Consider the following 23,990-nt stretch of genomic DNA (forward strand, 5'->3'; position numbering starts at 1 on the left):
CATATCGAGCGCCGCCGTACATGCGCCCCCCGATCAATCAACCGCGTCCAGCGCATTGACGATGCCGAACCCGTAGAAGCCGTTGAGCCGCCTACCGCCCTCGCACACGGCATCCTGCGTGCCGTCGCCGTTCAAGTCGTACGAGTCCGGGCAGCCCGGGTTGTCCGCCAGGGCCTTCAGCAGCGCGCGCAGCTGGTCCGGAGCGGCGTGCGGGTACCGCGACTTCAGCAGCGCGGCGACGCCCGCCGCGTGCGGGGCGGCCATCGACGTGCCCTGAAGGAAGCCGTACGCGCCGCCCGGGAGCGTGGAGAGGATCCGGCCGTTCCTCGACGGGGTCTGCGGGACCTGGTAGAGCCGGTCGCCGCCGGGGGCCGCGACATCGACGACGCCGTAACCGTACGAGGAGTAGTACGACTTGACGTTCTGCACGCCCGTCGCGCCGACCGTGACGACACCCGGCAGCTGCGTCGGCACGTCGAAGCACTCGTGCGGGTCGACGGTCTGCTCGACGGGCGTCGAGTCGTTGGGGCCGGTGTCGTCGACGATCGCGTCGGAGTCCAGGTCGTGGTTGGAGTTGCCGGACGACGCCACGTTGAGCGCACCCTTGTGCTGGGCGTACAGCTGGGCCCTGTTGACCGCATGGACGACCGCTCGCTGGTCCGGATCGTCCATGCAGTTGTACAGCCAAGGGTCGACGAAGTAGCTGTTGTTGGTGATCTCGACGCCGTGGTCGGCCGCGAACACGAAGGCGCACACGACACTTTCGGGGTAGTAGCGACCGTTGACCGGGTCGCTCACCTTGATGGCGGAGACCTTGACGCCGGGGGCGACACCGGCGATACCGACGCCGTTGCGGGGCGCGGCGATCTCGCCCGCCACATGGGTGCCGTGGGAGTCGGCGCTCGTGTACGGCCGCCAGGCGCCCGCCCTGGTGTCGGCCTTGCCGCCGGCGCAGTTCGCGGACTGGGCGGCGGAGAAGTTCGGCGCGAGGTCGGGATGGGTGTCGTCGACCCCGTTGTCGATCACGGCCACGGTCACCCTGCCGCTGCCCGGGTTGATCTTCGCGGCCCGGTCGGCGCCGATCGCGCGCAGATTCCACTGGTCGGCCTCCAGGGGCTCACTGCCGGCCGCACCGGCGGACGCGCCCCTCGTCCGTGCCGCCTGCCGCTCCGACATGAGCTGGACCGGGCCCTCGTCCGTCGAACCGGCGGCGGTCAGGGGCGCCGTACGCGTCGCACCCGCCGACCGGACGCCGCGCACCGCACGTATCGCCTTCGCGAAGCCGGGCTGCGCCGAGTGGACGACGATCACGCCGATCCGCTCGTACACGACCACGACCGTGCCGCCGGCCGCGGCGATCGCCTTCCTCACCGACCCGATCGTGCGGTGGTCCGGTCGGGTGGTGTTGACGACGTACGCGAGGGCCGGCGCGTCCACGGCCCGGGCGACGTGCTCCGCCGGCGGCCCGGCCGAGGCCACCGCCGGCAGGAGGCCGAGCGAGGCCGTCAACGACAGAGCGAGGGGGACGGCGAGACCCAGCCGGCGTCTGGAACGCAGATGAGTCATGGGAACTCCACATCATCCGGAACGAGACCGCCCGAGCCGCGGAGGGGCGCTCGGGCAGGTGCATGACGCGTGGTGCAGTGGGGCGAAGCTAACCCCGAACCCACTGGTCAGCAATCGCTGATCCGGGCGACTTCGGAAAGATGCCCAGGGAGTTGAACCGGTCCACGCGTGGCGCCGTGACCTTCGTCAGGAGGCGCGAGCACGATCGAGCCCCCTGTCGGATCACGCGCCGGGGCCCTAACATCGCCAGCCGGCTCAAGTGATCCACGTCACCACGAGGAACAGAGCCGTCATGCCCGTATCCGATCCGTCCCCGACCGACCCGTCCCCAACCCCCCAACCGTCCCCGTCCACCGTCGCAACAGCGCCCGCAACGCGAGGAGACTCCGTGGCTACCGACGCACCGCCCCCCTCGAAAGAGACACACAAACTCCCCTCCACCGAGGAGTTCACGGAGGTGCAGAAGAGCGCGGAGTTCGTTGAACTGCGCCGCTCCTACCGCTCCTTCGCCTTTCCGCTGACCATCGCCTTCATCCTCTGGTACCTGCTGTACGTCCTGCTCTCCAACTACGCGGGCGACTTCATGGGCACCAAGCTGTTCGGCAACATCAACATCGCGTTCGTCTTCGGTATCGCCCAGTTCGTCACCACGTTCCTCATCGCCTGGTGGTACGCGCGGCACGCCGGTGCCAAGCTCGACCCCAAGGCCGAGGCCATCAAGACCCGTATGGAGGGCGGCGCATGAGCCCCGCGATGACCCAGGTGCAGCTCGCCGCCAACGAGGCCAGCGAGCACCGGCCACTGATCATCACCCTGTTCGCGCTCTTCGTGGTCGCGACCCTCTTCATCACCGTCTGGGCGGGCCGCCAGACCAAGGACGCCGCCGACTTCTACGCGGGCGGCCGGTCCTTCAGCGCCTTCCAGAACGGACTCGCCGTCTCCGGCGACTACATGTCCGCCGCGTCCTTCCTCGGCATCGCCGGCGCCATCGCCCTCTTCGGATACGACGGCTTCCTCTACTCCATCGGCTTCCTCGTCGCCTGGCTGGTCGCCCTGCTCCTGGTGGCCGAGCCGCTCAGGAACTCCGGCCGCTACACGATGGGTGACGTCCTCGCGTACCGCATGCGCCAGCGCCCGGTGCGCACGGCCGCCGGCACCTCGACGATCGTCGTGTCGATCTTCTACCTGCTGGCCCAGATGGCGGGCGCGGGCGTCCTCGTCTCGCTGCTGCTCGGCATCACCTCCGACGCGGGCAAGATCCTCATCGTCGGCCTCGTCGGCGTCCTGATGATCGTGTACGTCTCGATCGGCGGCATGAAGGGCACGACCTGGGTCCAGATGGTCAAGGCCGTGCTGCTCATCACCGGCACCATCCTGATCACCTTCCTGGTCCTGCTGAAGTTCAACTTCAACATCTCCGACCTGCTCGGCAAGGCCGCCGAGAACAGCGGCAAGGGCGCCGCCTTCCTGGAGCCCGGCCTGCAGTACGGCGCCACCGGCACCTCCAAGCTGGACTTCATCTCCCTCGGCATCGCCCTGGTCCTGGGCACCGCCGGCCTGCCGCACATCCTGATCCGCTTCTACACGGTGCCCAACGCCAAGGCCGCACGGAAGTCCGTGAACTGGGCGATCGGCATCATCGGCGGCTTCTACCTGATGACCATCGCCCTGGGCTTCGGCGCCGCGGCGCTCATCTCCCAGGACGAGATCATCGCCTCCAACCCGTCCGGCAACACGGCGGCACCCCTGCTCGCCCTGCACCTCGGCGGCGTGGACTCGGCCTGGGGCGCGATCCTGCTCGCCACGATCTCGGCGGTGGCCTTCGCGACGATCCTTGCGGTCGTCGCCGGCCTGACGCTGGCCTCGTCCTCGTCGTTCGCGCACGACATCTACGCGAACGTGATCAAGAAGGGCCAGGCCACCGAGAAGGAGGAGATCCGGGCCGCCCGCCTCGCCACCATCGGCATCGGCGCCGTCTCCATCCTCCTGGGCGCCCTCGCCCGCGACCTGAACGTCGCCGGCCTGGTCGCCCTGGCCTTCGCGGTCGCGGCCTCCGCCAACCTGCCGACGATCCTCTACAGCCTGTTCTGGAAGAGGTTCACCACCCAGGGCGCACTGTGGTCGATCTACGGCGGCCTGATCGTCGCCGTCGGCCTGGTGCTGTTCTCGCCGGTCGTCTCCGGCGACCCGAAGGCGATGTTCCCCGACGTCGACTTCGCCTGGTTCCCGCTGAAGAACCCGGGCATCATCTCCATCCCGTTCGGCTTCCTCATGGGCTGGCTCGGCACGGTCCTGTCGAAGGAAGAGCCCGACGCGGGCAAGTACGCGGAGCTGGAGGTCCGGTCCCTGACCGGCACCGGCGCCCACTGAGCACGCCCACCGGGCACATCCACCGAGCGGCCGCGTCGTAGGGATCTACGACGCGGCCGCGTCGTACGTCGTGGGATCGGGTCGGTGTCGCTGTCAGTGCGGTCACGTAGGCTCACAGGTGACAGAAGTCGAATCTGGTCGTGACGAGGGAGGGGGCCCAGTGCTCATCGACACCTACGGCCGCGTGGCCACCGACCTGAGGGTCTCGCTGACCGACCGCTGCAACCTGCGGTGCACCTACTGCATGCCCGAGGAGGGCTTGCAGTGGCTGGCCAAGCCCGACCTGCTCAACGACGACGAGATCGTCCGCCTGATCGACATCGCCGTGACCTCCCTCGGCATCGACGAAGTCCGCTTCACCGGCGGTGAGCCCTTGCTGCGCCCCGGACTGGTCGGCATAGTGGAGCGGGTCGCGGCCCTGGAGCCCCGGCCCCAGATGTCCCTGACGACGAACGGCATCGGCCTGCGGCGCACCGCGTCCGCCCTGAAGGCGGCGGGCCTGGACCGGGTCAACGTCTCGCTGGACACCCTGCGCCCCGACGTCTTCAAGACCCTCACCCGCCGTGACCGCCACAAGGACGTCATCGAGGGCCTGCACGCCGCCCGTGACGCCGGCCTGACCCCGGTCAAGGTCAACTCGGTGCTGATGCCGGGTCTCAACGACGACGAGGCCCCCGACCTCCTCGCCTGGGCCGTGGAGCACGACTACGAACTGCGCTTCATCGAGCAGATGCCCCTGGACGCCCAGCACGGCTGGAAGCGCGACGGCATGATCACCGCCGGGGACATCCTGACCTCGCTGCGCACCCGCTTCGAGCTGACCGCCGAGGGTGAGGAGAAGCGCGGCTCGGCCCCCGCGGAGCGCTGGCTGGTCGACGGCGGCCCGCATGTGGTGGGCGTCATCGCCTCCGTCACCCGCCCGTTCTGCGCGGCCTGCGACCGCACCCGCCTGACGGCCGACGGTCAGGTACGCACCTGCCTCTTCGCCACGGAGGAGACGGACCTGCGAGCGGCCCTGCGCTCGGGAGCCCCCGACGAGGAGATCGCCCGCATCTGGCGCCTGGCGATGTGGGGCAAGAAGGCGGGAGCCGGCCTGGACGACCCGTCCTTTGTGCAGCCGGACCGCCCGATGTCAGCCATCGGTGGCTGAAGAAGCCTCTTCCCATTCCTTCAGCGGGACCACGTCCTTCAAAAACCCGCGCACCCCGAGAAACTGCGACAAATGCTCGCGATGCTCCTCGCAGGCGAGCCACGTCTTGCGCCGCTCCAGCGTATGAATCTTCGGGTTGTTCCACGCCAGCACCCACACGGCGTCGGCACGGCAACCCTTTGCAGAACAGATGGGCGTGTCACTCACAGGTTCGTCTCACAGAGGTGCGCACAAAAAGGCGACGCCGAGCAGCCACGGGGGGAGCTGCCCGGCGTCGGTCCGTCGCTCCGACGGGGGATGCGGAGCGCTTACGAAGTATGTCACGGGTAACCCGTCGCCCGGCACCGGAACAACACTATTGATCTGAGCTTTTCCTGAGCTTGGCGCGGAGTCGGCTTCCGGAGGGCACCGGTCCGCGGAATCACGCCCCGTCGCGAGGTTTGCCTTGTGCGCCGGGCGCGGAGTCGCCCGCGACATCTTCCGGGGCCGATTCCGCGAAACCGTCATTCGTGCGCGGCGGCGTGATCATCGGCCGCGTCGGCGCGCTCACGAACGTCGACGGCAGCGATGGCGCGTTCTCCCGCCCCGCGTTGGCGATCACCACCGCGATATACGGCAGGATCCCACCGAGCACCAACGCCACGATCGCGACGTGCCGTTCGACGTTCCACAGTGTGGCCGCGAGGATCACCGACACCGTGCGGACCGACATCGAGATGATGTACCGGCGCTGCCGGGAACGCACATCGTCCTGAAGACCCGCCCGGGCTCCGGTGATCCGGAACACCTCGGTGTTGCCGCTCGCGTGCAGCTTCCGCATCACATTCCACCATCCGCCCGCATCGGACTCTCCCCCGCCCGCACCGGCCCGCCCCCGGTCGGGGCCCCGGGCCGGGACATCTCCCACGGTACGCCTCGCCTCCGCCGCCTACGAGACCGGGGCCCCTGCCACCTGGGGGAACGCTGTGAGCCCTAACGCGTACGGCCGTACCCGACATGCGGCGTACCGCGCCCGCGCGAAGACTGGGCGTACTGCTCACCCCGAGCCGTACGAGGAGGCAGCCATGGGCTGGTTGTGGGCGATCATCGTCGGATTCGTGCTGGGTCTGCTCGCGAAGGCGATCATCCCCGGCAAGCAGCACAGCCCCCTCTGGCTGACCACCATCTTCGGCATGCTGGGCGCCGTCGTCGGCAACGCCGTCGCCCGCGGGTTCGGCGTCGAGGAGACCAGCGGCATCGACTGGAGCCGGCACATCTTCCAGGTCGTCGCCGCGGTGATCATCGTGTACGCGGGGGACATGCTGTACATGTCGACGCTGGGCAAGAGGAAGCAGCGGACGTGAGCGATCAGCGCCCTCGTCGGACGCCTTCTGAAGGGGCGCGGGGAACTGCGCGACCAGCCACAACGCAGCCGTACCCCGCAGATCACCGCACCCCTACGGCGAATCCCGAAAACGCTAGGCCCCTGTGACCTCCACAGCCGCCAGGTTCTTCTTCCCGCGCCGCAGCACCAGCCATCGCCCGTGCAGCAGGTCCTCCTTCGCGGGCACCGCGTCCTCGCCGGCCACCTTGACGTTGTTCACGTAGGCGCCGCCCTCCTTCACGGTGCGCCGGGCCGCGGACTTGCTGGCGACCAGGCCGACCTCGGCGAGGAGGTCGACGACCGGGCCGAGCTGCTCGACCCGGATGTGCGGCACCTCGGAAAGGGCCGCCGCCAGCGTCCGGTCGTCCAGCTCCGCCAGCTCACCCTGGCCGAAGAGGGCCTTGGACGCGGCGATCACGGCGGCCGTCTGGTCGGCACCGTGCACCAGCGTCGTCAGCTCCTCGGCCAGCGCACGCTGCGCGGCACGGGCCTGCGGACGCTCCTCCGTCTGCTTCTCCAGCTCCTCCAGTTCCACACGGGACTTGAAGGACAGGATGCGCATGTACGTCGAGATGTCCCGGTCGTCCGCGTTCAGCCAGAACTGGTAGAAGGCGTACGGCGTCGTCATCTCCGGGTCGAGCCAGATCGCGCCGCCCTCGGTCTTGCCGAACTTGGTGCCGTCCGCCTTGGTCATCAGCGGGGTCGCCAGCGCGTGCACACCCGCGTGCGGCTCCAGCCGGTGGATCAGGTCCAGACCCGCCGTGAGGTTGCCCCACTGGTCGCTGCCGCCCTGCTGGAGCGTGCAGCCGTGCCGCCGGTACAGCTCCAGGAAGTCCATGCCCTGGAGCAGCTGGTAGCTGAACTCCGTGTAGCTGATGCCCTCTTCGGACTGGAGACGGCGGGCGACCGAGTCCTTGGTCAGCATCTTGTTGACGCGGAAGTGCTTGCCGATGTCCCGCAGGAACTCGATGGCGGACAGGCCGGCCGTCCAGTCCAGGTTGTTCACCATCACGGCGGCGTTCTCGCCCTCGAAGGACAGGAACGGCTGGATCTGCCCGCGCAGACGGTTCACCCAGTTCGCGACCGTCTCCGGGTCGTTCAGCGTGCGCTCGGCCGTGGGGCGCGGGTCGCCGATCTGGCCCGTCGCCCCGCCCACCAGCGCCAGCGGGCGCAGGCCCGCCTGCTGGAGGCGACGCATGGTGAGCACCTGGACCAGGTGGCCGACGTGCAGGCTGGCCGCGGTCGGGTCGAAACCGCAATAGAACGTGACGGGACCGTCCGCGAGCGCCTTGCGCAATGCGTCCTCGTCAGTGGACAGGGCGATCACGCCACGCCACTTCAGCTCGTCGACGATGTCCGTCACGGTTCTCGTGTCTCCTTGATGATCTCGGGCAGTCGGGTGACAGCCGCCTACGAGGTTATACGCCCTGACTGACAGAGCTCATGTTGAAATCGGGGACGCGCAGCGCCGGCATCGCCGCCCTGGTGAACCAGTCGCTCCACTCCCTCGGCAGCGTCTTCTCGGTCCGTCCCGCCTCCGTCGCCCGCCCCAGCAGGCCGACCGGCGACTCGTTGAACCGGAAGTTGTTGACCTCGCCGGTCACCTCACCGTTCTCGACGAGGTAGACGCCGTCCCGGGTCAGGCCGGTGAGCAGCAGCGTCGCCGGGTCGACCTCGCGGATGTACCAGAGGCAGGTCAGCAGCAGCCCGCGCTCGGTGTTCGCGACCATCTCCTCCAGCGAGCGGTCCTCGCCGCCGTCCAGGATCAGGTTGTCGACGCCGGGTGCCACGGGCAGCCCCGTCAGCCCGGCGCTGTGGCGAGTGGTCATGAGGTGCTTCAGCTCGCCCTCGCGCATCCACTCGGTGGCCGTGATCGGCAACCCGTTGTCGAACACCGACTGGTCGCCGCCGGAGGAGTGCGCGATCACGAAGGGCGCGGATTCCAGACCCGGCTCGTTCGGGTCGCTGCGCAGCGTCAGCGGCAGCTCGCTCAGCTTCTCGCCGACACGCGTCTTGCCGCCGGGCTTGGAGAACACCGTCCGGCCCTCGACCGCGTCCCGCCCCGACGCCGACCACATCTGGTAGATCAGCAGGTCGGCCACGGCGGTGGGCGGCAGCAGCGTCTCGTAGCGGCCCGCCGGCAGCTCCAGGCGCCGCTCGGCCCAGCCGAGGCGTACGGCCAGCTCGGCGTCCAGCACGGTCGGGTCCACGTCCTTGAAGTCCCGTGTGGAGCGCCCCGCCCAGGCCGAACGCGTACGGTCCGGCGACTTGGCGTTCAGCTCCAGCGTGCCGTTGGGCTGGTCGTGCCGCAGCCGCAACCCGGTGGACGTGCCCACGTACGTCGACACCAGCTCGTGGTTGGCGAAGCCGTACAGCTCCCGCCCGCCCGCACGCGCGCGTGCGAACGCCTCACCGAGCGCCGGGGCGAAGTCGGCGAACACGTGGGACGACGTCTCGCCCGGGGTGTCCGTGAAGTCCGGTGACGCCGGTGCGTCCGGCACGAGCGGCTGCGCGTCCTCGGCGGGCCCGGCGCCCCGCGCGGCGGCCTCGGCGGCCCGGACCAGCGGCTCCAGCTCGTCCAGGGTGACGGCCGACCGCGACACGACCCCCGAGGCCGTGCCCTCCTTGCCGTCCACGGTCGCGACGACGGTGAGCGTCCGCCCGCGCGTGACGCCGTTCGTGGTCAGCGCGTTGCCCGCCCAGCGCAGATTGGCGGTCGACTGCTCGTCGGCGATGACGACACACCCGTCGGCCCGGGACAGCTCCAAAGCCCGCTCGACGATCTCGTGCGGCTTGTGCGCCTTGGTGGAGTGAGCGCTCATCGACCGGCCTCCTGCGTGGTGTTGAGGATGTTGACTCCCTTGAACAGGGCGGACGGGCAGCCGTGCGAGACCGCCGCGACCTGGCCCGGCTGGGCCTTGCCGCAGTTGAAGGCGCCGCCGAGCACATACGTCTGGGGACCACCGACGGCCGCCATCGAGCCCCAGAAGTCCGTGGTCGTCGCCTGGTAGGCCACGTCCCGCAGCTGGCCGGTGATCCGCCCGTTCTCGATCTTGAAGAAGCGCTGCCCGGTGAACTGGAAGTTCTCCGTAGGGTCAGGGGGCATACCTCTCTGATCGGCGTTTGTGCAGGTCAGGCGGTTATTCACGGTCTACCCTCAATCCCTGTTCACACGGGTTGAAACCGGACGGTACGGGGTCTGGTGATGACCTGGTGTCGACCTCCGGGGCCTGCTTCGGGACTGGCTGACGCGGGTCCTGGAGGCTGGTCCCTGATCGGATCAGAGACTACCCATCGGTCGCCCGGACGGGGATGCGAAATATCGCCCTGACCTGAGCTCTCGGCGGTCTTATGAGATCACCTCTCGGGGGAGTGATGGGCGCAGAAGGTCGCACGGACGGGCGGCGTGCGCCGTACGCTCGAATCATGAGTGCCGACATTGGCAAGCGGCTTCAGGAAGTGCGCAAGCGGCGCGGCATGACGCAGCGTCAGCTAGCTAGCGAATCCGGCGTGTCCCTGTCCTTGATCCGGAAGCTGGAGCAGGGGGAGCGGGCAGACACGCGGCTGGAGACTGTGCGCCGACTGGCGCTGGCCCTGCGAGTACCGACGACGTACCTCATCGCTGGACATGAGGAGGAGCGACAGGCGGCGCCTGGGGCTGATGATCGTTGGGAGGCTGTCCGTCGGGCGCTTGTGGCTCCGGTCCGGGCGGAGGGGCTGGCCGAGGAGCCGACCGTGGATGGTGTACGAGACGCCGTGGAATCGGCACTGCCGCTCTTCTCCGGTGATCGTTTCGCAGAGCTGAGCGTGATCCTTCCGCCCTTGCTGCGCGACGCTGATCTCGTGGCCGAGCATGGCCCAGAAGGGCGGGCCGTACGCGTCCGGCTCTCGCAGCTCACCGGTTGGCTGCTCACCCAGACTCGGCAGTTTGAGGCAGCCGACACTGCGCTGTCCCGGTCCTTGGAGGAGTCCTCGGACCGGCTTCAGGCGGCAGCGACGGTGAATACCCAGTGCTGGCTGTTGCTGCGGCGCGGTCGGCTGGCTGAGGCGCGGGAGCTGGCAACCCGGTGGGCGGATGAGGTCGAGCCGCGTATCTCGCGCGCGACTCCGGCCGAGCTGAGCGCGTGGGGCTGGCTGCTGTTGCGTTCCTCCGCCGCTGCGATCCGGGACAACCGGCCTGGGGAGGCCGAGGACGCCTTGCGCTACGCCAACTCGGCTGCGGTTGCGATGGGGCGGGAGTTCGCCCCCCGCGACGACTTCTTGCAGGCATTCGGGCCGGTCACGGTGGCTCTGAAGCGTGCCGAGAACGCGATGATCGTCGACAAGCCGGACCTCGTGCTCAAGCTCTCGGCGCGCATCCCGACCGGAGGCATGCGACCCACGTCCAACAACCGCAACCGTCACCTCCTGGACGTGGCAGAGGCACATGTGCGCTCGCGTGACTACGCGAAGACGGTGGAGGTCTTGCAGGGCATCCGGGCGGACGCCCCTCAGTGGCTGCCCAACCAGCGGTACGCGCGGGACATCTTCGGTCGGGTCATTGCACGTCGGCGCACCCTCACGCCCGAGATGCGGAGCCTTGCAGACGCGATCGGCGTCCCGTTGTAACGCGGTGTGGCACTTCGGGCTGGCGCCCCGGCAAAGTGCCATTGAGGTGTGTTCCTCTCGCTACGTAGCGTCATTGGCATGGCGACTCAAGGCAGAGCACCAGAGACGACAACCCCTGAAGTCGGAACGGTGATGTACGACCCGGCGACCCTCAAGGTTGGGGAGTACCGGGACATAGCCGGTCCGTACGCCATGCTGCGTCCGGTCGGTGGTGGTCGTGAGTGGCAGGCAGACCCGGCCCTGATCCGTGTGGCCACCCCTGAGGAGCGACTGAGTGCGGGTGTGAAGGCGGCCAACGTGCGATCGGGGCGGGGCCGGTGAGCGTGCGGTCGGTGATCACTGAGGAGACGTGGACGCTGGAGCCGGACCGTGAGCCGGACGCGGAACCGACCATCTTCGCGATGAAGTGCGCGGTGTGCGGTGAGTCCTCGGACGGTAGTGAGGACTTCGCGGACGGGCAGAGCTGGGTGCTGAAGCACTGCGGCAAGAACCCGTCGCACCACACCTTCCGGGAGATCATCACCCGGCCATGGCGTACCTGGCGGCACACGTGATGCGCCGCGCGGTGGACTGGTTAGCCCGCTTCACGGGCCCTCTGATGATCATCATGATCTCGGCCTCGTGCGGCTTCGTCCTGGGCGTGGCTGCTGCTTCCGGTACTGCGCCGTAGATCTCCCGTCCCCGCCGGATGTAGTTGAATCGAGGTGTTCCCCCACTCTGAAGAAGCCCTGGCGGGGGCGGGTTCTGCCCTGGTTGTGGCGCGGTGTGGGCACGCCGCCGGCCGTAGGGGCTTTGGGCGGGAGCTGCCATGGGGCGAGTGAACAGGGGGCCTTACGCTGCCCTGCGGATCGGGCAGTCTCTTGGAGCCTGCCCGCAATAGCCCGATCGGCCCCCTGTTCTTAGAGGCTCGCCCCATGGTGGCTGCCTAAAGCCTCGTAGGCCGTCGGCCCCAGCCACAGAGGGTGTGCGCCGGGCGCCAGCGCAGGGCGGGCAGGCTGGCCGGTGCTGGAACGAAGGCTGGCCGGTGAGTGTCGCGGGGCCGTATCGGTGCCGTGGGCGCTGGAGGCCGTGAGCCTCGGGCCATAGTCCACGGAACAGGGGCGGGCAGGGTTGGCGTGGTGGAGCTGGCGCACGATCTCAGGTCGCCTCGTCCGCGCCGGGGCGGCGGCGCCCCGGACCGGACCGGCCGAAGGCCGCATGCCGGGCCGGGGTGCGGCAAGCCGCATCCGGCGGCGCGCCGAAGGCGCGCCTGGAGAAAGTGAAGACAGATTCCGACACCTGCCCCACACCGCTGCCCGCTCCCGTCTCCCGGTGGGCACATGGTCCGGAGCGCAACCGGGTCGGACAGCGTCCCCCTGGCAACCCGATGAGGCGACACCGACTCCTCTCCGTGCCTGCTCCAAGTTCCTGGCATTCGACCGGAGTTCACCTGCGCTCCCGTAACTCCTCCGAGCACAGCCCGCAACTCATCCGGATAAGTGGTTGACCTGGCGGGCGAGGTAGGTGATCCTGGCCGCCCCTAATTCATCCGGATAAGTGGTCCGGTGGGTGTGTTCTGGAGGTGCCTTGTGTCCCGTTCCTCGTCTGAGGTGACCACGTCGCATGACCGCTCCGCCGAGCTGGAGCGCGTGAAGCGTCTGCGGACGATGTCCGACGTTGATCGGGACATCAGCCGCCTGGTGAAAGATCCCCTGTTCGCGCGCTGGAAAGAGCAGATCAAGGCCATCGGGGGGTGTGCCCATCCGGTCTACCTGTCCGGCTCCACCGTCACCAGCGATGCCGTCACGGGTGAGGTGATCTCGTCCTACTCGACGGCCGGGGAACCCGGTGAACGGCTGGCTGTGCGCTGCCGTAACCGGCGGGCCTCGGTCTGCGAGCCGTGCGCCTACCTGCACGCGGGCGACACCTTCCAGCTGATTCGCGCGGGCCTGTCCGGTGGCAAGAACGTTCCCGCTACGGTGCGGGGGCAGCCCCGCCTGTTCGTCACCCTGACGGCCCCCTCCTTCGGTCCGGTGCACCGGGTGCGCGACGGGGAGTACTGCCGACCCCGCCGGGATGATCCGCGCTGCGAGCACGGGCGGCGGCTCGGCTGCGGCCTGGTGCACACCGAGGGTGACCCGCTGGCCGGTCTGCCGCTGTGCCCGGACTGCTATGACTACGTCGGCCATGTGCTGTGGCACGCGCACGCCGGGCGGCTGTGGGACCGGTTCACCACCGCCGTACGGCGCCACTTGGCCTCTGCGGGAGGCGTAGCCCGTTCGAAGCTGCGTGACCACCTGGTGGTGTCCTTCGCCAAGGTCGCCGAGTACCAGAAACGGGCAGCGATCCACTTCCACGCGGTGGTGCGCCTCGACGGTCCGGCCGGTCCCGGCACCCCCTCCCCGGACTGGGCCACGGCCGAACTGCTCGCCGCCGCCGTGCACGCGGCTGCCGCAGCGGCGAACGTGCGCGTCCCGGAATCCGACGCCTACGGGACCGAACTCCTCTTGTTCGGCGGGCAGTTGGCGGTACGGCCGATCTGGTCCTTCGCCGACGACGAGGGGCCTACCGATGAGGCGGTCGCCGCCTACGTGGCCAAGTACGTGTCCAAGGGAACCGCCGAAACCGGCGCCGGGCTCGACTACCGCGTCACCACCCTGGACGACATCCACGCGGCCGTCGTCACCCATCACGTACGCGCCCTGATGGGCACCTGCTGGCGCCTGGGCGGCCTGCCCGAACTGGAACACCTCCGACTCCGCTCCTGGGCCCACAGCCTCGGCTACCGAGGCCACATCCTCACCAAATCCCGCCGCTACTCCACCACTTACGGCGCACTGCGCGAGGAGCGAGCCGAATACCAGCGCGGCACTCCCGAGCCGACCGGCAACCCGGCCGTCATCACAGAGTCGAACTGGCGATACGCCGGATCCGGCCACACCCCCGGCGCCGCCCTCTTCGCCGCCGGAATCGCCGAGGACATCGCCATAAACCGCCAACTGGCCCGCGAAGCACGAGAGGACGAAGAGCAATGGGGTGAGTGGTCGTGAGAGGCGGAAGCAACCTGCTCATGACGCCTGATGAGGCGGCCACCGAACTCGGTGTCACGAAGAGAGTCCTCATGGACTCGTACCGACGCTGGGGCATCCCGTTCCTCAAGGTCGGCAAGCATGTCCGTTTCCGAACTCGCGATCTACACAACTGGGTTGAGGCGCGTATGCAGCACAGTTAGGCTGACGATCAGTCACTGACCAATCAACATGTGGAGGATTAACAAGCGTGGCGACCATCAAGAAGGAAGACTGCACCTGCCCCCGGCGCAAGAAGCCCACCTGCCCCCACAAGCCGTACCGGGTGTCGTACCGGGAGCCCGGGGGCAGGGCAGGCAAGCCCCGACAGGTGTCCTTCAAGAAGCTCGAAGACGCGGAAGCGTTCGCGGTCAAGGTCGAGCGGGACAAGGACCTCGGGACGTACATCAACCCCAAGGCGGGGCAGCGGACGTTCGCCGAGATCTGGAACGAGTGGGTTGCGGCGGGAACGCTCGAAGAGTCCTCGAAGAGGAACTACCAGAGCGTGTACGACAACCACTACGGCCCGTTCTTCGGGAGTAAGCCGATCGCCAGCATCACCCCGACGACTATCCAGGAATGGGAGGCGGACCAGAAGGAACGGGGCTACAAGGAGACCGGCATCAACGGACGGAAGAACGTCCTCTCGTCCGTCTTCAACTACGCGGTGGCGGCCGAGATCATCGGCCGCAATCCGTGCAAGAAGGCGAACCCCCGTCGGCGCTCGGGACAGCAGGTCACGCCAGTAACCGCCGACGACATCCCGACCATGGAAGAGGTGCTGGGGATCATCGCCGAGGCCCCCAAGCTGATCCGTGCGGGCTTCTGGGCGATGGCGGGCTGTGGGACGCGTCCGGGGGAGTCGTTGGCGCTGGCTGACGAGTCAATGGACTGGGAGCGCAGCATCCTCGCCGTGGATCACCAGGTCTCGGCATTCGGCAGTCAGGAGATCTCCGGCTACCGGCGTGGAGTGAAGCGAGGTACGAAGCACCGGACGTTCGATCAGGCGCGGCGCACGCCAGTGCCCGAGTCGATCAACGAGATCTTCAACGATCACATCGACGTGTTCGGTACCTGGGGACAGCGGGGCTGGTTCTTCGAGTCGCCTCGGCTGAACGACCGCCACCCGTCCTATGACTGGTTCCTGGATCAGTTCAAGGCGGCGGCCAAGCTGGCGGGGACTCCGCAGTACACCCCGAAGAGCTTCCGGCACTTCTTCGTCTCCGAAGCGATCCACGCCGATATCCCGCTCTTCGAGGTCGCGGCTTGGGTCGGGCACCGGACCACCAGGACGACAGAGCTGGTCTACGGCCATCTGGTCCGCCGGGCGATGGACCGAGGCGCCCGCACCATGCACAACCGCCTGGGGCTGAAGCTGGAGCCCTTCAAGGGCCTCATCGTCCCGCCCTCGCTGACGCCATCGGAGGACGACATCGAGGACTGGGACGACGTGGCATAGAAGGTTCGCTGTGATCGCGTGTCGACCTGGTGCAGACTTCGGGCCGGATTGGGCTCGGCCTCAGGCGCCGCCCGCCTCGGTCGTGGTGTTCAGGATGTTCACACTCCGGAACATTGCTGACGGGCACCCGTGGGACACGGCGGCGACCTGCCCAGGTTGGGCCTTTCCGCAGTTGAAAGCCCCTCCGAGCACGTAGGTCTGGGGGCCTCCAACAGCTTCCATGGCACCCCAGAACTGGGGGGTTACCCCCTGATATGCAAAGTCCCGAACCTGCCCCGCAAGGCGGCCGTTCCGGATCATGTATGCCCTCTGACCCGTAAACTGGAAGTTGTAGCGCTGCATGTCGATCGACCACGACCGGTCGCCCACGACGTAGATGCCGCGGTCGACGCTGCCGATCAGATCCTCGGTCGACATCCCGGCCGGATCCGGCTGCAGCGACACATTGGCCATGCGCTGCACCGGCACATGGCCGGGGGAGTCGGCGAACGCGCACCCGTTGGAGCGCTCGAACCCGGTCAGCTTCGCGATGCGGCGGTCGAGCTGGTAGCCGACCAGGGTGCCGTCCTTCACCAGGTCCCAGGACTGGCCCGCGACGCCCTCGTCGTCGTACCCGATCGTCGCGAGGCCGTGCTCGGCGGTGCGGTCACCGGTGACGTTCATCAGGTCGGAGCCGTACCTGAGCTTGCCGAGCTGGTCGAAGGTGGCGAAGGAGGTGCCGGCGTAGGCGGCCTCGTAGCCGAGGGCGCGGTCCAGCTCGGTGGCGTGGCCGATGGACTCGTGGATGGTCAGCCACAGGTTGGAGGGGTCGACGACAAGGTCGTACGGGCCCGCCTCGACGCTCGGCGCGCGCATCTTCTCGGCGAGCAGCTCGGGGATCCGCGCGAGCTCGGAATCCCAGTCCCAGCCGGTGCCGGTCAGGTACTCCCAGCCGCGCCCGACCGGCGGTGCGATGGTGCGCATGGAGTCGAACTCGCCGCTCGACTCGTCGACCGACACCGCGGTCAGCTGCGGATGCAGCCGTACCCGCTGCTGGGTGGTCACGGTGCCGGCGGTGTCGGCGTAGAACTTGTTCTCGTGGACCGTGAGCAGCGAGGCGTCGACGTGATTGACCCCGTCCGCCGCCAGCAGCCGCGCGCTCCAGTCCGCCAGCAGCGCCGACTTCTCCTCGTCGGGCACCGAGAACGGATCGATCTCGTACGACGAGATCCACGTCTTCTCGCTGTGCACGGGCTCGTAGGCGAGCTCCACCCGCTCGTCCGACCCGGCGGCCTTGATCACCTGGGCGGACAGCTGCGCCATCGCCACCGCCTGGGAGGCGACCTTGGCGGCGGCGTCCAGCGTCAGGTCCACCCCGGACGCGAACCCCCAGGTGCCGCCGTGCACCACCCGCACCGCGTACCCGAGGTCGGTGGTGTCCTGTGACCCGGCGACCTTGGCGTCCCGCAGCCGCCAGGACGCGCTGCGCACCCGCTCGAACCGGAAGTCCGCGTGCTCGGCGCCCAGCGCACGCGCGCGTGCGAGCGCGGCGTCGGCCAGGGCGCGTAGCGGAAGCGCCGTAAAGGCTTCGTCGATCGTATGAGGCACGGAGGTCTCCCTGCTGTCGTGGCCTGTCGGCACCGATCATGTCGCGCCGGTGGTGCCGCGGACCACACGTTTCCGGCTGGAGTCCGCACCTTTCTGTAGGGACCCGACAGTGACACCCGTACGCCACTGTCGGTGCCCGAATGTCCCCGGAGGGGACCGGCCCGATAGGTTTTCGGAGAAGCCGCCTGTCATCCAGCTGTTCGGGCGGGTGTGTCAGACCCCTATCGAAAGGGTGATCCGTTGAGCCGCTCGGTTCTCGTCACCGGAGGTAACCGGGGCATCGGCCTCGCCATCGCCCGCGCCTTCGCCGACGCCGGCGACAAGGTCGCGATCACGTACCGCTCGGGTGAGCCGCCGGCCGGCTTCCTGGCCGTCAAGTGCGACATCACCGACACCGAGCAGGTGGAGCAGGCCTACAAGGAGATCGAGGCCGAGCACGGCCCGGTCGAGGTTCTGATCGCCAACGCCGGCATCACCAAGGACCAGCTCCTGATGCGCATGACCGAGGAGGACTTCACCTCGGTCATCGACACCAACCTCACGGGCACCTTCCGCGTGGTCAAGCGCGCGAACCGCGCCATGCTGCGCGCCAAGAAGGGCCGCGTGGTGCTGATCTCGTCGGTCGTCGGGCTGTACGGCGGTCCCGGCCAGGCCAACTACGCCGCCTCCAAGGCCGCCCTGGTCGGCTTCGCGCGCTCCCTCGCCCGTGAGCTGGGCTCGCGCAACATCACCTTCAACGTCGTCGCGCCCGGCTTCGTCGACACCGACATGACCAAGGTGCTCACCGACGAGCAGCGTGCGGGCATCGTGAAGCAGGTGCCGCTCGGTCGTTACGCGCAGCCGGAGGAGATCGCCGCGACGGTGCGGTTCCTCGCCTCGGACGACGCCTCGTACATCACTGGAGCCGTCATCCCTGTTGACGGCGGACTGGGAATGGGTCACTGATCACCATGAGCGGAATTCTCGAGGGCAAGCGCGTCCTGATCACCGGGGTGCTGACCGAGGCATCCATCGCCTTCCACGCCGCCAAGCTGGCCCAGGAGCAGGGCGCCGAGGTCATCCTCACCGCGTTCCCGCGGCCCACGCTGACCGAGCGCATCGCCAAGAAGCTCCCGAAGCCCACCAAGGTCATCGAGCTCGACGTCACCAACGACGAGCACCTCGGCCGCCTGGCCGACATCGTCGGCGAGGAGCTCGGCGGCCTCGACGGCGTCGTGCACTCCATCGGGTTCGCCCCGCAGGACGCGCTCGGCGGCAACTTCCTCAACACGCCGTTCGAGTCGGTCGCCACGGCCATGCACGTGTCGGCGTACTCCCTGAAGTCGCTGACCATGGCCTGCCTGCCGCTGATGCAGAACGGCGGCTCGGTCGTCGGCCTCACCTTCGACGCGCAGTACGCCTGGCCGCAGTACGACTGGATGGGCCCGGCCAAGGCCGCCCTGGAGGCCACCAGCCGCTACATGGCCCGTGACCTGGGCAAGCAGAACATTCGCTGCAACCTTGTCTCGGCGGGCCCGCTCGGCTCGATGGCCGCCAAGTCCATCCCCGGCTTCAGCGACCTGGCCGCCGTCTGGGACAGCCGCTCCCCGCTGGAGTGGGACCTGAAGGACCCGGAGCCGGCCGGCCGCGGCATCGTCGCCCTGCTGAGCGACTGGTTCCCGAAGACCACGGGCGAGATCATCCACGTGGACGGCGGCCTGCACGCCATCGGCGCCTGATCTCCCGTACGCCGTTCGACGCCCCGTTTCCCGCCGCGCGCGGGGAGCGGGGCGTCACCCGTTCGGCCTATCCGGCCGGGCGGGCCGGGCACTCAACCGCGCACTCTGGAGTACGCGTTCACTACGCGAGCCCCTCCCCATCACGGCCGAGGAGGTCCCCTTGTGCGCTTGTCCCGCCGCCTGGCCTCAACGACCGTCGCCGTCGCTCTCGTACTGCCTCTCTCGTACGACGCGATAGCCCACGCACGCGTGCACGCCGCGGAAGCGGAAGCCGAGCCCGAGGCGCTGTTCGGCGCCGCCTGCCGGATCCGCGTCACCGGCTCCCATGTGACCGCGTACTGCCACAACCCCTATCCGGAGACCGACCGGGTGAGCCTGCACGTCGAGTGCGCCCGCTGGTGGGACCTCGACAGTGACGGCTCCGCGGTGGACGCCGGGCCCGCGCAGACCGTGCGGCTGACCGGGCGCTGCTGGAAAGAGGTCGCCTCGGTGTGGGTCAGTCACCGGCAGGAGAGCTGAGGCGCCCCGGACGGCACAGGAACGGATAGCTGGCCGCCTCCGTCGCGTCGCCCTCGCGGATCGCGTCGACCAGCCGCGCGTGGTCCATGTGCGTCTCCGGTGTCAGCTCCTGGCCGATGTCCTCGCGCAGCCAGTCCCGCAGCACCTCGCCCAGGTCGGCGTACATCGTGGTCATCACGTCGTTGTGGGAGGCCGCCACCACCGCCAGGTGGAAGGTCGCGTCGGCCGCCACGAACGCCTCCGCGTCGCCCGACTCCCAGGCCTCCTCGCGCTGCACCAGCAGCGCGTCCAGCTGCTTGAGGTCCTTCTCCGTGCGCCGCTCGGCGGCCAGCTTCGCGGCGGCGGACTCCAGCGTGGAGCGCAGCTCGGCGATGTGCCGGGGGTCGGCGTCGGCGAAGCGGCGGTGCATGACGCCGGCCAGCTCGCTGGTGGCCACCACATAGGTGCCGGAACCCTGGCGGATGTCCAGCAGGCCGTTGTGCGCGAGCGCGCGGACGGCCTCGCGGACCGTGTTGCGGGCCACGCCCAGCTGCTCGACCAGCTCGGGCTCCGTCGGGATGCGCGCGCCGACCGGCCATTCGCCTGAGGTGATCTGGTTGCGCAGCGTCGAGATGACCTGCTCGGACAGTGCCGAGCGACGGGGGTGGCTCAAGGGCATGGCACACCTTCGCACGGGAGGACGGGCACCGGACGGCCCGGAGGTGGACAACCAATCATCCCATGATTCTATGATGGGCCTCATGGCATGCGAGGAAACCCGGACGGCGACGTCCCCGCACATACGCACCCCGCACATACGCACCCCGGAGGCACGCACCGCCGAGGCGGACACCCGCACACAGCCCGCCACGCGCGTGTGGACGATGCGGCTGCTGGTGCTCGCCATCGTGCTGACGGCGCTGAACCTCCGCCCCGCCATCACCAGTCTGGGCGCCCTCCTCGAAGAGGTCCGCGACGGGCTCGGCATGAGCGGCACCCTGGCCGGACTGCTCACCTCGGTGCCCCCGCTCTGCTTCGCCGTCTTCGGCGTCATGGCCCCCCGGCTCGCCCGCCGCTTCGGCCCCGGCGCTGTGGTGTGCGCCGGCATGGTCGCCATCACCGCCGGCCTGCTCCTGCGCCCGTACGTCGGCAGCACGGCCGGTTTCCTGGCCGCCAGCGCGCTCGCCCTCATGGGCATCGCGGTCAGCAACGTCTTGATGCCGGTCATCGTCAAGCGCTGGTTCCCGGACCGGGTCGGCTCCATGACCGGCCTGTACTCGATGGCCCTCGCCCTCGGTACCGCGTCAGCGGCGGCGGTGACGGTGCCCATGACCGATGTGCTGGGCGGCAGTTGGCAGACCGGGCTCGCGGTGTGGGCCGCCGTCGCGGCATTGGCCGTACTGCCGTGGATCCCCTTCGTGCGGGACCGGGGAGCGGCGCCCGCGGTCTCCGCTCGGGAGACCCACGCGCGCGTGGAGGCACCCCGGCTGCGGATCACCCGCAGCCGCACCGCCTGGGCCCTCGCCGTCTACTTCGGGCTCCAGGCCACCGGCGCCTACATCACGATGGGCTGGATGGCGCAGATCTTCCGGGACGCGGGCGTGCACGCCGGCACGGCCGGGCTGCTGCTCGCCGTCACCATGGTGATGGGCGTGCCGCTGGCCTTCGTCATCCCGCGCCTCGCCACCAGGCTGCCGCACCAGGGGCCGATCGTGCTCGCGCTGGGCGCCTGCGGGCTCGTCGGGTACGCCGGGCTGTACCTGGCCCCGGTCTCCGGCGCCTGGGCCTGGGCCCTGCTGCTGGGCGTCTCCAACTGCTCGTTCCCGCTCGCCCTCACCATGGTCGGCATGCGGGCCAGGAGCAGCGCGGGCGTGGCCCAGCTGTCGGGCTTCGCGCAGAGCACCGGCTATCTGATCTCCATCCCCGGCCCGCTCCTGGTGGGCGTGCTCTACCAGCACAGCGGCGGCTGGGGACTGCCGATCGCGCTCATGGCAGGCCTGATGATCCCGCAGATGGCGGTGGGCGTCCTGGCGGGACGCGACCGCACGGTCGAGGAGGAGGCGGCCCGCTGAGGGCCACCCCGGCGGGCGCGCGGGGGAGGGCGGGTGCGAGACTTGCCGCATGCCAGTGCTCGACCCGAACCCCCAGAACGGCCAGAAGAAGATGCTGCTCGTCTTCGGGGCCTTCTTCGCCATCTTCGTGATCATCGCCATCGTGGCGACGATCGCCGCTCCCTGAGGCGGGACAGTCACCGGTCCCCGCGCCGGGACGAACCGCCGGCCGCCGAGCAGGACGAAGCACCGCTCCTGACGCGGGCCGTCCTGTCGATGGTGGGGCTAGCACCACCATCCCCTAGGGGGCGAGTGTCAGGGTCAACTGGGTGGATCACCGGATGGGTTGAAGGCCGAGGAGTCCGTAACTTCGAAGTGTGACCGCGAGAGGCGGACACGGACACTCGAAGCCCACGGAGGCGACATGTCGGCCCACACGCACACCCCGCCCCACCCGGCGTCCACGGGCCGTGCCGACATCCGGCTGCCCTGGTGGGCTCTCGCCCTGCCGACGCTCGCCTTCGTCACGCTGCTGACGCTGATCATCAACCCGGCCGACGCGCATGCCGCGACCGCCGAGCCCGCGATCACGCAGCTCTTCGAGCGCATACAGCAGCTGATCACGCGCTGAGCACCGCGGAGGCCGCCCGTCAACTCCCTGCGCCCCGTGGCGTGTTTCATGCGAAGCTGGATCTCATGAGCGTCGCAGAACCCCGCAGGATTGTCCTCTTCCGGCATGCGAAAGCCGACTGGCCACAGGTGAACGACCACGAGCGGCCGCTCGCTGACCGGGGCCGAATGGACGCGGCAGAGGCCGGACGCAGGCTGGCCGACACCCACGTCCCCTTCGATCTGGCCGTGTGCTCCACCGCGACCCGCACCCGGGAGACCTGGAAGCTCGCGGTCCACGAGTTCCCGCACCGGCCGAAAACCATCTACGAGGAGCGGGTCTACGAGGCCTCGCCCGGCGAGCTGATCGCCGTGCTCAACGAGACACCCGACGACGCGCAGAACGTCCTGCTGATCGGCCACAACCCGGGCGTGCAGGGCCTCGCCGAAGTCCTCTCCGGTTCGGCCGAGGGCGACGCGCGTGAGCGGATGAGCCGCCGTGGCTTCCCGGCCGCCGCCTTCGCCGTCCTCTCCTTCAGCGGCAGCTGGAAGACGCTGGAGCCCGGCGTGGCGACCCTGCTCGACTACTGGGCCCCTTCCGAGTGACCGACGTACACCAAGGGGCCCGGCACCGTCGCGGTGCCGGGCCCCTGTGCGCGTAAGGCGCGAAAGCGGCCGGTCGTCAGCCCTCGTCGTGGCTGTCCGCCGTCTCGACCTCTTCGCGGGTGACACCCAGCAGATACAGGACCGTGTCCAGGAACGGCACGTTCACCGCCGTGTGCGCCGCCTCCCGCACCACCGGCTTGGCGTTGAAGGCGACCCCCAGGCCGGCCGCGTTGAGCATGTCCAGGTCGTTGGCGCCGTCACCGATCGCCACTGTCTGAGACAGGGGCAGCCCCGCCTCGGCGGCGAACCGGCGCAGCAGCCGAGCCTTGCCCGCCCGGTCCACGATCTCGCCGGTGACCCGGCCCGTCAGCTTCCCGTCGACGATCTCCAGCGTGTTCGCCTGGGCGAAGTCGAGCCCGAGCCGCTCCTGGAGGTCATCGGTGACCTGCGTGAACCCACCCGAGACGACCCCCACTTGGTAGCCGAGGCGCTTCAGCGTACGGATCAGCGTGCGCGCGCCCGGCGTCAGCCGCACCTCGCTGCGCACCTTCTCCACCACCGAGGCGTCGAGCCCCTCCAGCAGCGCCACGCGCGCGTGCAGCGACTGCTCGAAGTCCAGCTCCCCGCGCATCGCGGCCGCCGTCACCTCGGCCACCTTGTCCTCACAGCCGGCGTGCGCCGCGAAGAGCTCGATGACCTCGTCCTGGATGAGGGTCGAGTCCACGTCCATGACGACCAGACGCTGGGCACGCCGGTGCAGCCCGGCCGCGACGACCGCGATGTCGACACCCAGTGCCGCCGCGTCGGTCACCAGGGCGGTGCGCAGCGGCTCGGTCTCCACGCCGGACACCGCGAACTCCACCGCCGTCACCGGGTACTTGGCGAGCCGGAAGATACGGTCGATGTTGCCGCCCGACTTCGTGATCTTCGCGGCGATCGCCGCCGTGGCCTCCGCGGTGAGGGGGTGTCCGAGCACGGTCACCAGGGAGCGGCCGAGGCCGCGCGGCCGGTTGTCGCCCAGGCCGGAGATGATCTCCGCCTGCATCTTCATCGACTCGGCCCAGCTGTGGACGGTCGCCCGGAGATCCCCCTCCATGCCGGCCGGAGGCTGCGTCACGAGAGCGCACAGCGTGATCCGGCCACGGGTGACGACCTGCTCGATGTCGACCACCTCGACGGAGTAGGCGGCCAGCGTGTCGAAGAGGCCGGCCGTGATGCCCGGCCTGTCCTTCCCGAAGATCTTGACGAGAAGAGTGGGGATGTCGGAGGTCTGCGAAGCGCTCATGGTGCTTCCACCGTATCCGGCACCCAGTGCCTGCCGCCCCTGAGGTCCGTCTAGCGGACACGGAACACTGGGT

Annotated in this window: 24 protein-coding genes and 1 pseudogene; 16 read left to right on the forward strand and 9 right to left on the reverse strand. The window is 69.2% G+C overall.

What is annotated here, in order from left to right:
* Nucleotides 1–33: 33 nt before the first annotated feature.
* Nucleotides 34–1,566: a S8 family serine peptidase gene (locus tag ACFU95_RS19855; protein WP_383828966.1), complete on the reverse strand. Its 1,533-nt coding sequence runs from the start codon at nt 1,564–1,566 to the stop codon at nt 34–36.
* A gap of 388 nt (nt 1,567–1,954) precedes the next feature.
* Here ACFU95_RS19855 and ACFU95_RS19860 point away from each other — a divergent pair, with 388 nt between their 5' ends.
* The 3 genes from ACFU95_RS19860 to moaA all read left to right on the forward strand — a co-directional run bounded on the left by ACFU95_RS19860 (nt 1,955) and on the right by moaA (nt 5,086).
* Nucleotides 1,955–2,311 (forward strand): DUF485 domain-containing protein, encoded by a 357-nt coding sequence (locus ACFU95_RS19860; RefSeq protein ID WP_383828968.1) that lies wholly within the window; start codon nt 1,955–1,957, stop codon nt 2,309–2,311.
* Nucleotides 2,308–3,936 carry a cation acetate symporter gene (locus ACFU95_RS19865; RefSeq protein ID WP_383828970.1) on the forward strand — a complete coding sequence of 543 codons (1,629 nt, stop codon included), beginning with the start codon at nt 2,308–2,310 and terminating at the stop codon, nt 3,934–3,936. Before ACFU95_RS19860 ends, ACFU95_RS19865 begins: the two co-directional genes overlap by 4 nt.
* A 160-nt stretch (nt 3,937–4,096) precedes the next feature.
* A complete protein-coding gene (gene moaA / locus ACFU95_RS19870) occupies nt 4,097–5,086 on the forward strand; it encodes a GTP 3',8-cyclase MoaA (protein WP_383828972.1) in 990 nt (329 codons plus the stop codon).
* Here moaA and ACFU95_RS19875 read toward each other — a convergent pair.
* Nucleotides 5,069–5,293: a hypothetical protein gene (locus tag ACFU95_RS19875; protein WP_383828974.1), complete on the reverse strand. Its 225-nt coding sequence runs from the start codon at nt 5,291–5,293 to the stop codon at nt 5,069–5,071. The two genes, moaA and ACFU95_RS19875, sit on opposite strands and share 18 nt — an antisense overlap.
* 214 nt (nt 5,294–5,507) lie before the next feature.
* Nucleotides 5,508–5,906 carry a DUF3099 domain-containing protein gene (locus tag ACFU95_RS19880; RefSeq protein ID WP_383828976.1) on the reverse strand — a complete coding sequence of 133 codons (399 nt, stop codon included), beginning with the start codon at nt 5,904–5,906 and terminating at the stop codon, nt 5,508–5,510.
* 244 nt (nt 5,907–6,150) lie between these two features.
* Between ACFU95_RS19880 and ACFU95_RS19885 the strand changes: the two genes are divergently transcribed.
* Nucleotides 6,151–6,429, forward strand: coding sequence for a GlsB/YeaQ/YmgE family stress response membrane protein (locus ACFU95_RS19885; RefSeq protein WP_383828978.1), 279 nt, complete (start codon nt 6,151–6,153; stop codon nt 6,427–6,429).
* 114 nt (nt 6,430–6,543) lie between these two features.
* On the opposite strand, the gene tyrS is transcribed toward ACFU95_RS19885, so the two are convergent.
* From tyrS to ACFU95_RS19900, 3 genes and pseudogenes are all read right to left on the reverse strand, one after another.
* On the reverse strand, nt 6,544–7,812 hold the full coding sequence (gene tyrS, locus ACFU95_RS19890) for a tyrosine--tRNA ligase (protein WP_383828980.1): 1,269 nt from the start codon (nt 7,810–7,812) through the stop codon (nt 6,544–6,546).
* Between the two features lie 55 nt (nt 7,813–7,867).
* Nucleotides 7,868–9,271, reverse strand: coding sequence for a metallopeptidase TldD-related protein (locus ACFU95_RS19895; protein ID WP_383828982.1), 1,404 nt, complete (start codon nt 9,269–9,271; stop codon nt 7,868–7,870).
* A pseudogene (locus ACFU95_RS19900) lies at nt 9,268–9,534 on the reverse strand (metallopeptidase TldD-related protein); the annotation flags it as partial. The gene ACFU95_RS19895 and the pseudogene ACFU95_RS19900, both read right to left, overlap by 4 nt.
* A gap of 341 nt (nt 9,535–9,875) precedes the next feature.
* On the opposite strand from ACFU95_RS19900, the gene ACFU95_RS19905 reads away from it, so the two are divergent.
* The 5 genes from ACFU95_RS19905 (at nt 9,876) to ACFU95_RS19925 (ending at nt 15,563) form a co-directional block, all read left to right on the forward strand.
* Nucleotides 9,876–11,057: a helix-turn-helix domain-containing protein gene (locus ACFU95_RS19905; RefSeq protein WP_383828984.1), complete on the forward strand. Its 1,182-nt coding sequence runs from the start codon at nt 9,876–9,878 to the stop codon at nt 11,055–11,057.
* Between the two features lie 332 nt (nt 11,058–11,389).
* The gene (locus ACFU95_RS19910; RefSeq protein ID WP_383828986.1) at nt 11,390–11,611 is read left to right on the forward strand and encodes a hypothetical protein; all 222 of its coding nucleotides are present in this window, start codon (nt 11,390–11,392) and stop codon (nt 11,609–11,611) included.
* A 1,092-nt stretch (nt 11,612–12,703) separates the two neighbouring features.
* A complete protein-coding gene (locus ACFU95_RS19915) occupies nt 12,704–14,086 on the forward strand; it encodes a replication initiator (protein ID WP_383829047.1) in 1,383 nt (460 codons plus the stop codon).
* Between the two features lie 20 nt (nt 14,087–14,106).
* On the forward strand, nt 14,107–14,268 hold the full coding sequence (locus ACFU95_RS19920; RefSeq protein WP_383829049.1) for a helix-turn-helix domain-containing protein: 162 nt from the start codon (nt 14,107–14,109) through the stop codon (nt 14,266–14,268).
* A gap of 47 nt (nt 14,269–14,315) precedes the next feature.
* Entirely contained in the window at nt 14,316–15,563 is a 1,248-nt protein-coding gene (locus ACFU95_RS19925; protein ID WP_383828988.1) for a tyrosine-type recombinase/integrase, read from the forward strand.
* 60 nt (nt 15,564–15,623) lie between these two features.
* Here the strand turns inward: ACFU95_RS19925 and ACFU95_RS19930 are convergent, their stop codons facing one another.
* A complete protein-coding gene (locus ACFU95_RS19930) occupies nt 15,624–17,150 on the reverse strand; it encodes a TldD/PmbA family protein (protein WP_383828990.1) in 1,527 nt (508 codons plus the stop codon).
* A gap of 240 nt (nt 17,151–17,390) precedes the next feature.
* Here ACFU95_RS19930 and fabG point away from each other — a divergent pair, with 240 nt between their 5' ends.
* The 3 genes from fabG (at nt 17,391) to ACFU95_RS19945 (ending at nt 19,387) form a co-directional block, all read left to right on the forward strand.
* Nucleotides 17,391–18,095, forward strand: coding sequence for a 3-oxoacyl-[acyl-carrier-protein] reductase (gene fabG / locus ACFU95_RS19935; RefSeq protein WP_383828992.1), 705 nt, complete (start codon nt 17,391–17,393; stop codon nt 18,093–18,095).
* 5 nt (nt 18,096–18,100) lie between these two features.
* Nucleotides 18,101–18,868 carry an enoyl-ACP reductase FabI gene (gene fabI, locus ACFU95_RS19940; RefSeq protein ID WP_383828994.1) on the forward strand — a complete coding sequence of 256 codons (768 nt, stop codon included), beginning with the start codon at nt 18,101–18,103 and terminating at the stop codon, nt 18,866–18,868.
* A gap of 162 nt (nt 18,869–19,030) precedes the next feature.
* Nucleotides 19,031–19,387 (forward strand): hypothetical protein, encoded by a 357-nt coding sequence (locus ACFU95_RS19945; protein ID WP_383828996.1) that lies wholly within the window; start codon nt 19,031–19,033, stop codon nt 19,385–19,387.
* Here the strand turns inward: ACFU95_RS19945 and ACFU95_RS19950 are convergent.
* A complete protein-coding gene (locus ACFU95_RS19950; protein ID WP_383828998.1) occupies nt 19,365–20,045 on the reverse strand; it encodes a FadR/GntR family transcriptional regulator in 681 nt (226 codons plus the stop codon). The genes ACFU95_RS19945 and ACFU95_RS19950 overlap by 23 nt on opposite strands.
* A gap of 82 nt (nt 20,046–20,127) precedes the next feature.
* Between ACFU95_RS19950 and ACFU95_RS19955 the strand changes: the two genes are divergently transcribed.
* From ACFU95_RS19955 to ACFU95_RS19970, 4 genes are all read left to right on the forward strand, one after another.
* Nucleotides 20,128–21,438 (forward strand): CynX/NimT family MFS transporter, encoded by a 1,311-nt coding sequence (locus ACFU95_RS19955; protein ID WP_383829000.1) that lies wholly within the window; start codon nt 20,128–20,130, stop codon nt 21,436–21,438.
* Nucleotides 21,439–21,487: 49 nt separating this feature from the next.
* Nucleotides 21,488–21,604: an SGM_5486 family transporter-associated protein gene (locus tag ACFU95_RS19960; RefSeq protein WP_107083970.1), complete on the forward strand. Its 117-nt coding sequence runs from the start codon at nt 21,488–21,490 to the stop codon at nt 21,602–21,604.
* A 237-nt stretch (nt 21,605–21,841) separates the two neighbouring features.
* The gene (locus tag ACFU95_RS19965; RefSeq protein WP_383829002.1) at nt 21,842–22,048 is read left to right on the forward strand and encodes a hypothetical protein; all 207 of its coding nucleotides are present in this window, start codon (nt 21,842–21,844) and stop codon (nt 22,046–22,048) included.
* A 65-nt stretch (nt 22,049–22,113) separates the two neighbouring features.
* Complete coding sequence (locus tag ACFU95_RS19970) at nt 22,114–22,632, forward strand: SixA phosphatase family protein (protein WP_383829004.1); 519 nt, start codon at nt 22,114–22,116, stop codon at nt 22,630–22,632.
* Between the two features lie 76 nt (nt 22,633–22,708).
* Here the strand turns inward: ACFU95_RS19970 and serB are convergent, their stop codons facing one another.
* The gene (gene serB / locus ACFU95_RS19975) at nt 22,709–23,917 is read right to left on the reverse strand and encodes a phosphoserine phosphatase SerB (protein WP_383829006.1); all 1,209 of its coding nucleotides are present in this window, start codon (nt 23,915–23,917) and stop codon (nt 22,709–22,711) included.
* Between the last annotated feature and the right edge of the window lie 73 nt (nt 23,918–23,990).

The organism is Streptomyces sp. NPDC057623 (assembly GCF_042800355.1).
Taxonomy (GTDB): domain Bacteria; phylum Actinomycetota; class Actinomycetes; order Streptomycetales; family Streptomycetaceae; genus Streptomyces.

Bases quoted from the DNA above. Each gene is read 5' to 3' on its own strand.
- ACFU95_RS19905 (WP_383828984.1), top strand. From the start codon at position 9,876: ATGAGTGCCGACATTGGCAAGCGGCTTCAGGAAGTGCGCAAGCGGCGC.
- ACFU95_RS19895 (WP_383828982.1), bottom strand. From the start codon at position 9,271: ATGAGCGCTCACTCCACCAAGGCGCACAAGCCGCACGAGATCGTCGAG.
- ACFU95_RS19950 (WP_383828998.1), bottom strand. From the start codon at position 20,045: ATGCCCTTGAGCCACCCCCGTCGCTCGGCACTGTCCGAGCAGGTCATC.
- ACFU95_RS19920 (WP_383829049.1), top strand. From the start codon at position 14,107: ATGACGCCTGATGAGGCGGCCACCGAACTCGGTGTCACGAAGAGAGTC.
- ACFU95_RS19915 (WP_383829047.1), top strand. From the start codon at position 12,704: ATGTCCGACGTTGATCGGGACATCAGCCGCCTGGTGAAAGATCCCCTG.
- fabI (WP_383828994.1), top strand. From the start codon at position 18,101: ATGAGCGGAATTCTCGAGGGCAAGCGCGTCCTGATCACCGGGGTGCTG.
- ACFU95_RS19960 (WP_107083970.1), top strand. From the start codon at position 21,488: ATGCCAGTGCTCGACCCGAACCCCCAGAACGGCCAGAAGAAGATGCTG.
- ACFU95_RS19855 (WP_383828966.1), bottom strand. From the start codon at position 1,566: ATGACTCATCTGCGTTCCAGACGCCGGCTGGGTCTCGCCGTCCCCCTC.
- ACFU95_RS19880 (WP_383828976.1), bottom strand. From the start codon at position 5,906: ATGCGGAAGCTGCACGCGAGCGGCAACACCGAGGTGTTCCGGATCACC.
- ACFU95_RS19885 (WP_383828978.1), top strand. From the start codon at position 6,151: ATGGGCTGGTTGTGGGCGATCATCGTCGGATTCGTGCTGGGTCTGCTC.
- serB (WP_383829006.1), bottom strand. From the start codon at position 23,917: ATGAGCGCTTCGCAGACCTCCGACATCCCCACTCTTCTCGTCAAGATC.
- ACFU95_RS19955 (WP_383829000.1), top strand. From the start codon at position 20,128: ATGGCATGCGAGGAAACCCGGACGGCGACGTCCCCGCACATACGCACC.
- ACFU95_RS19965 (WP_383829002.1), top strand. From the start codon at position 21,842: ATGTCGGCCCACACGCACACCCCGCCCCACCCGGCGTCCACGGGCCGT.
- ACFU95_RS19970 (WP_383829004.1), top strand. From the start codon at position 22,114: ATGAGCGTCGCAGAACCCCGCAGGATTGTCCTCTTCCGGCATGCGAAA.
- ACFU95_RS19865 (WP_383828970.1), top strand. From the start codon at position 2,308: ATGAGCCCCGCGATGACCCAGGTGCAGCTCGCCGCCAACGAGGCCAGC.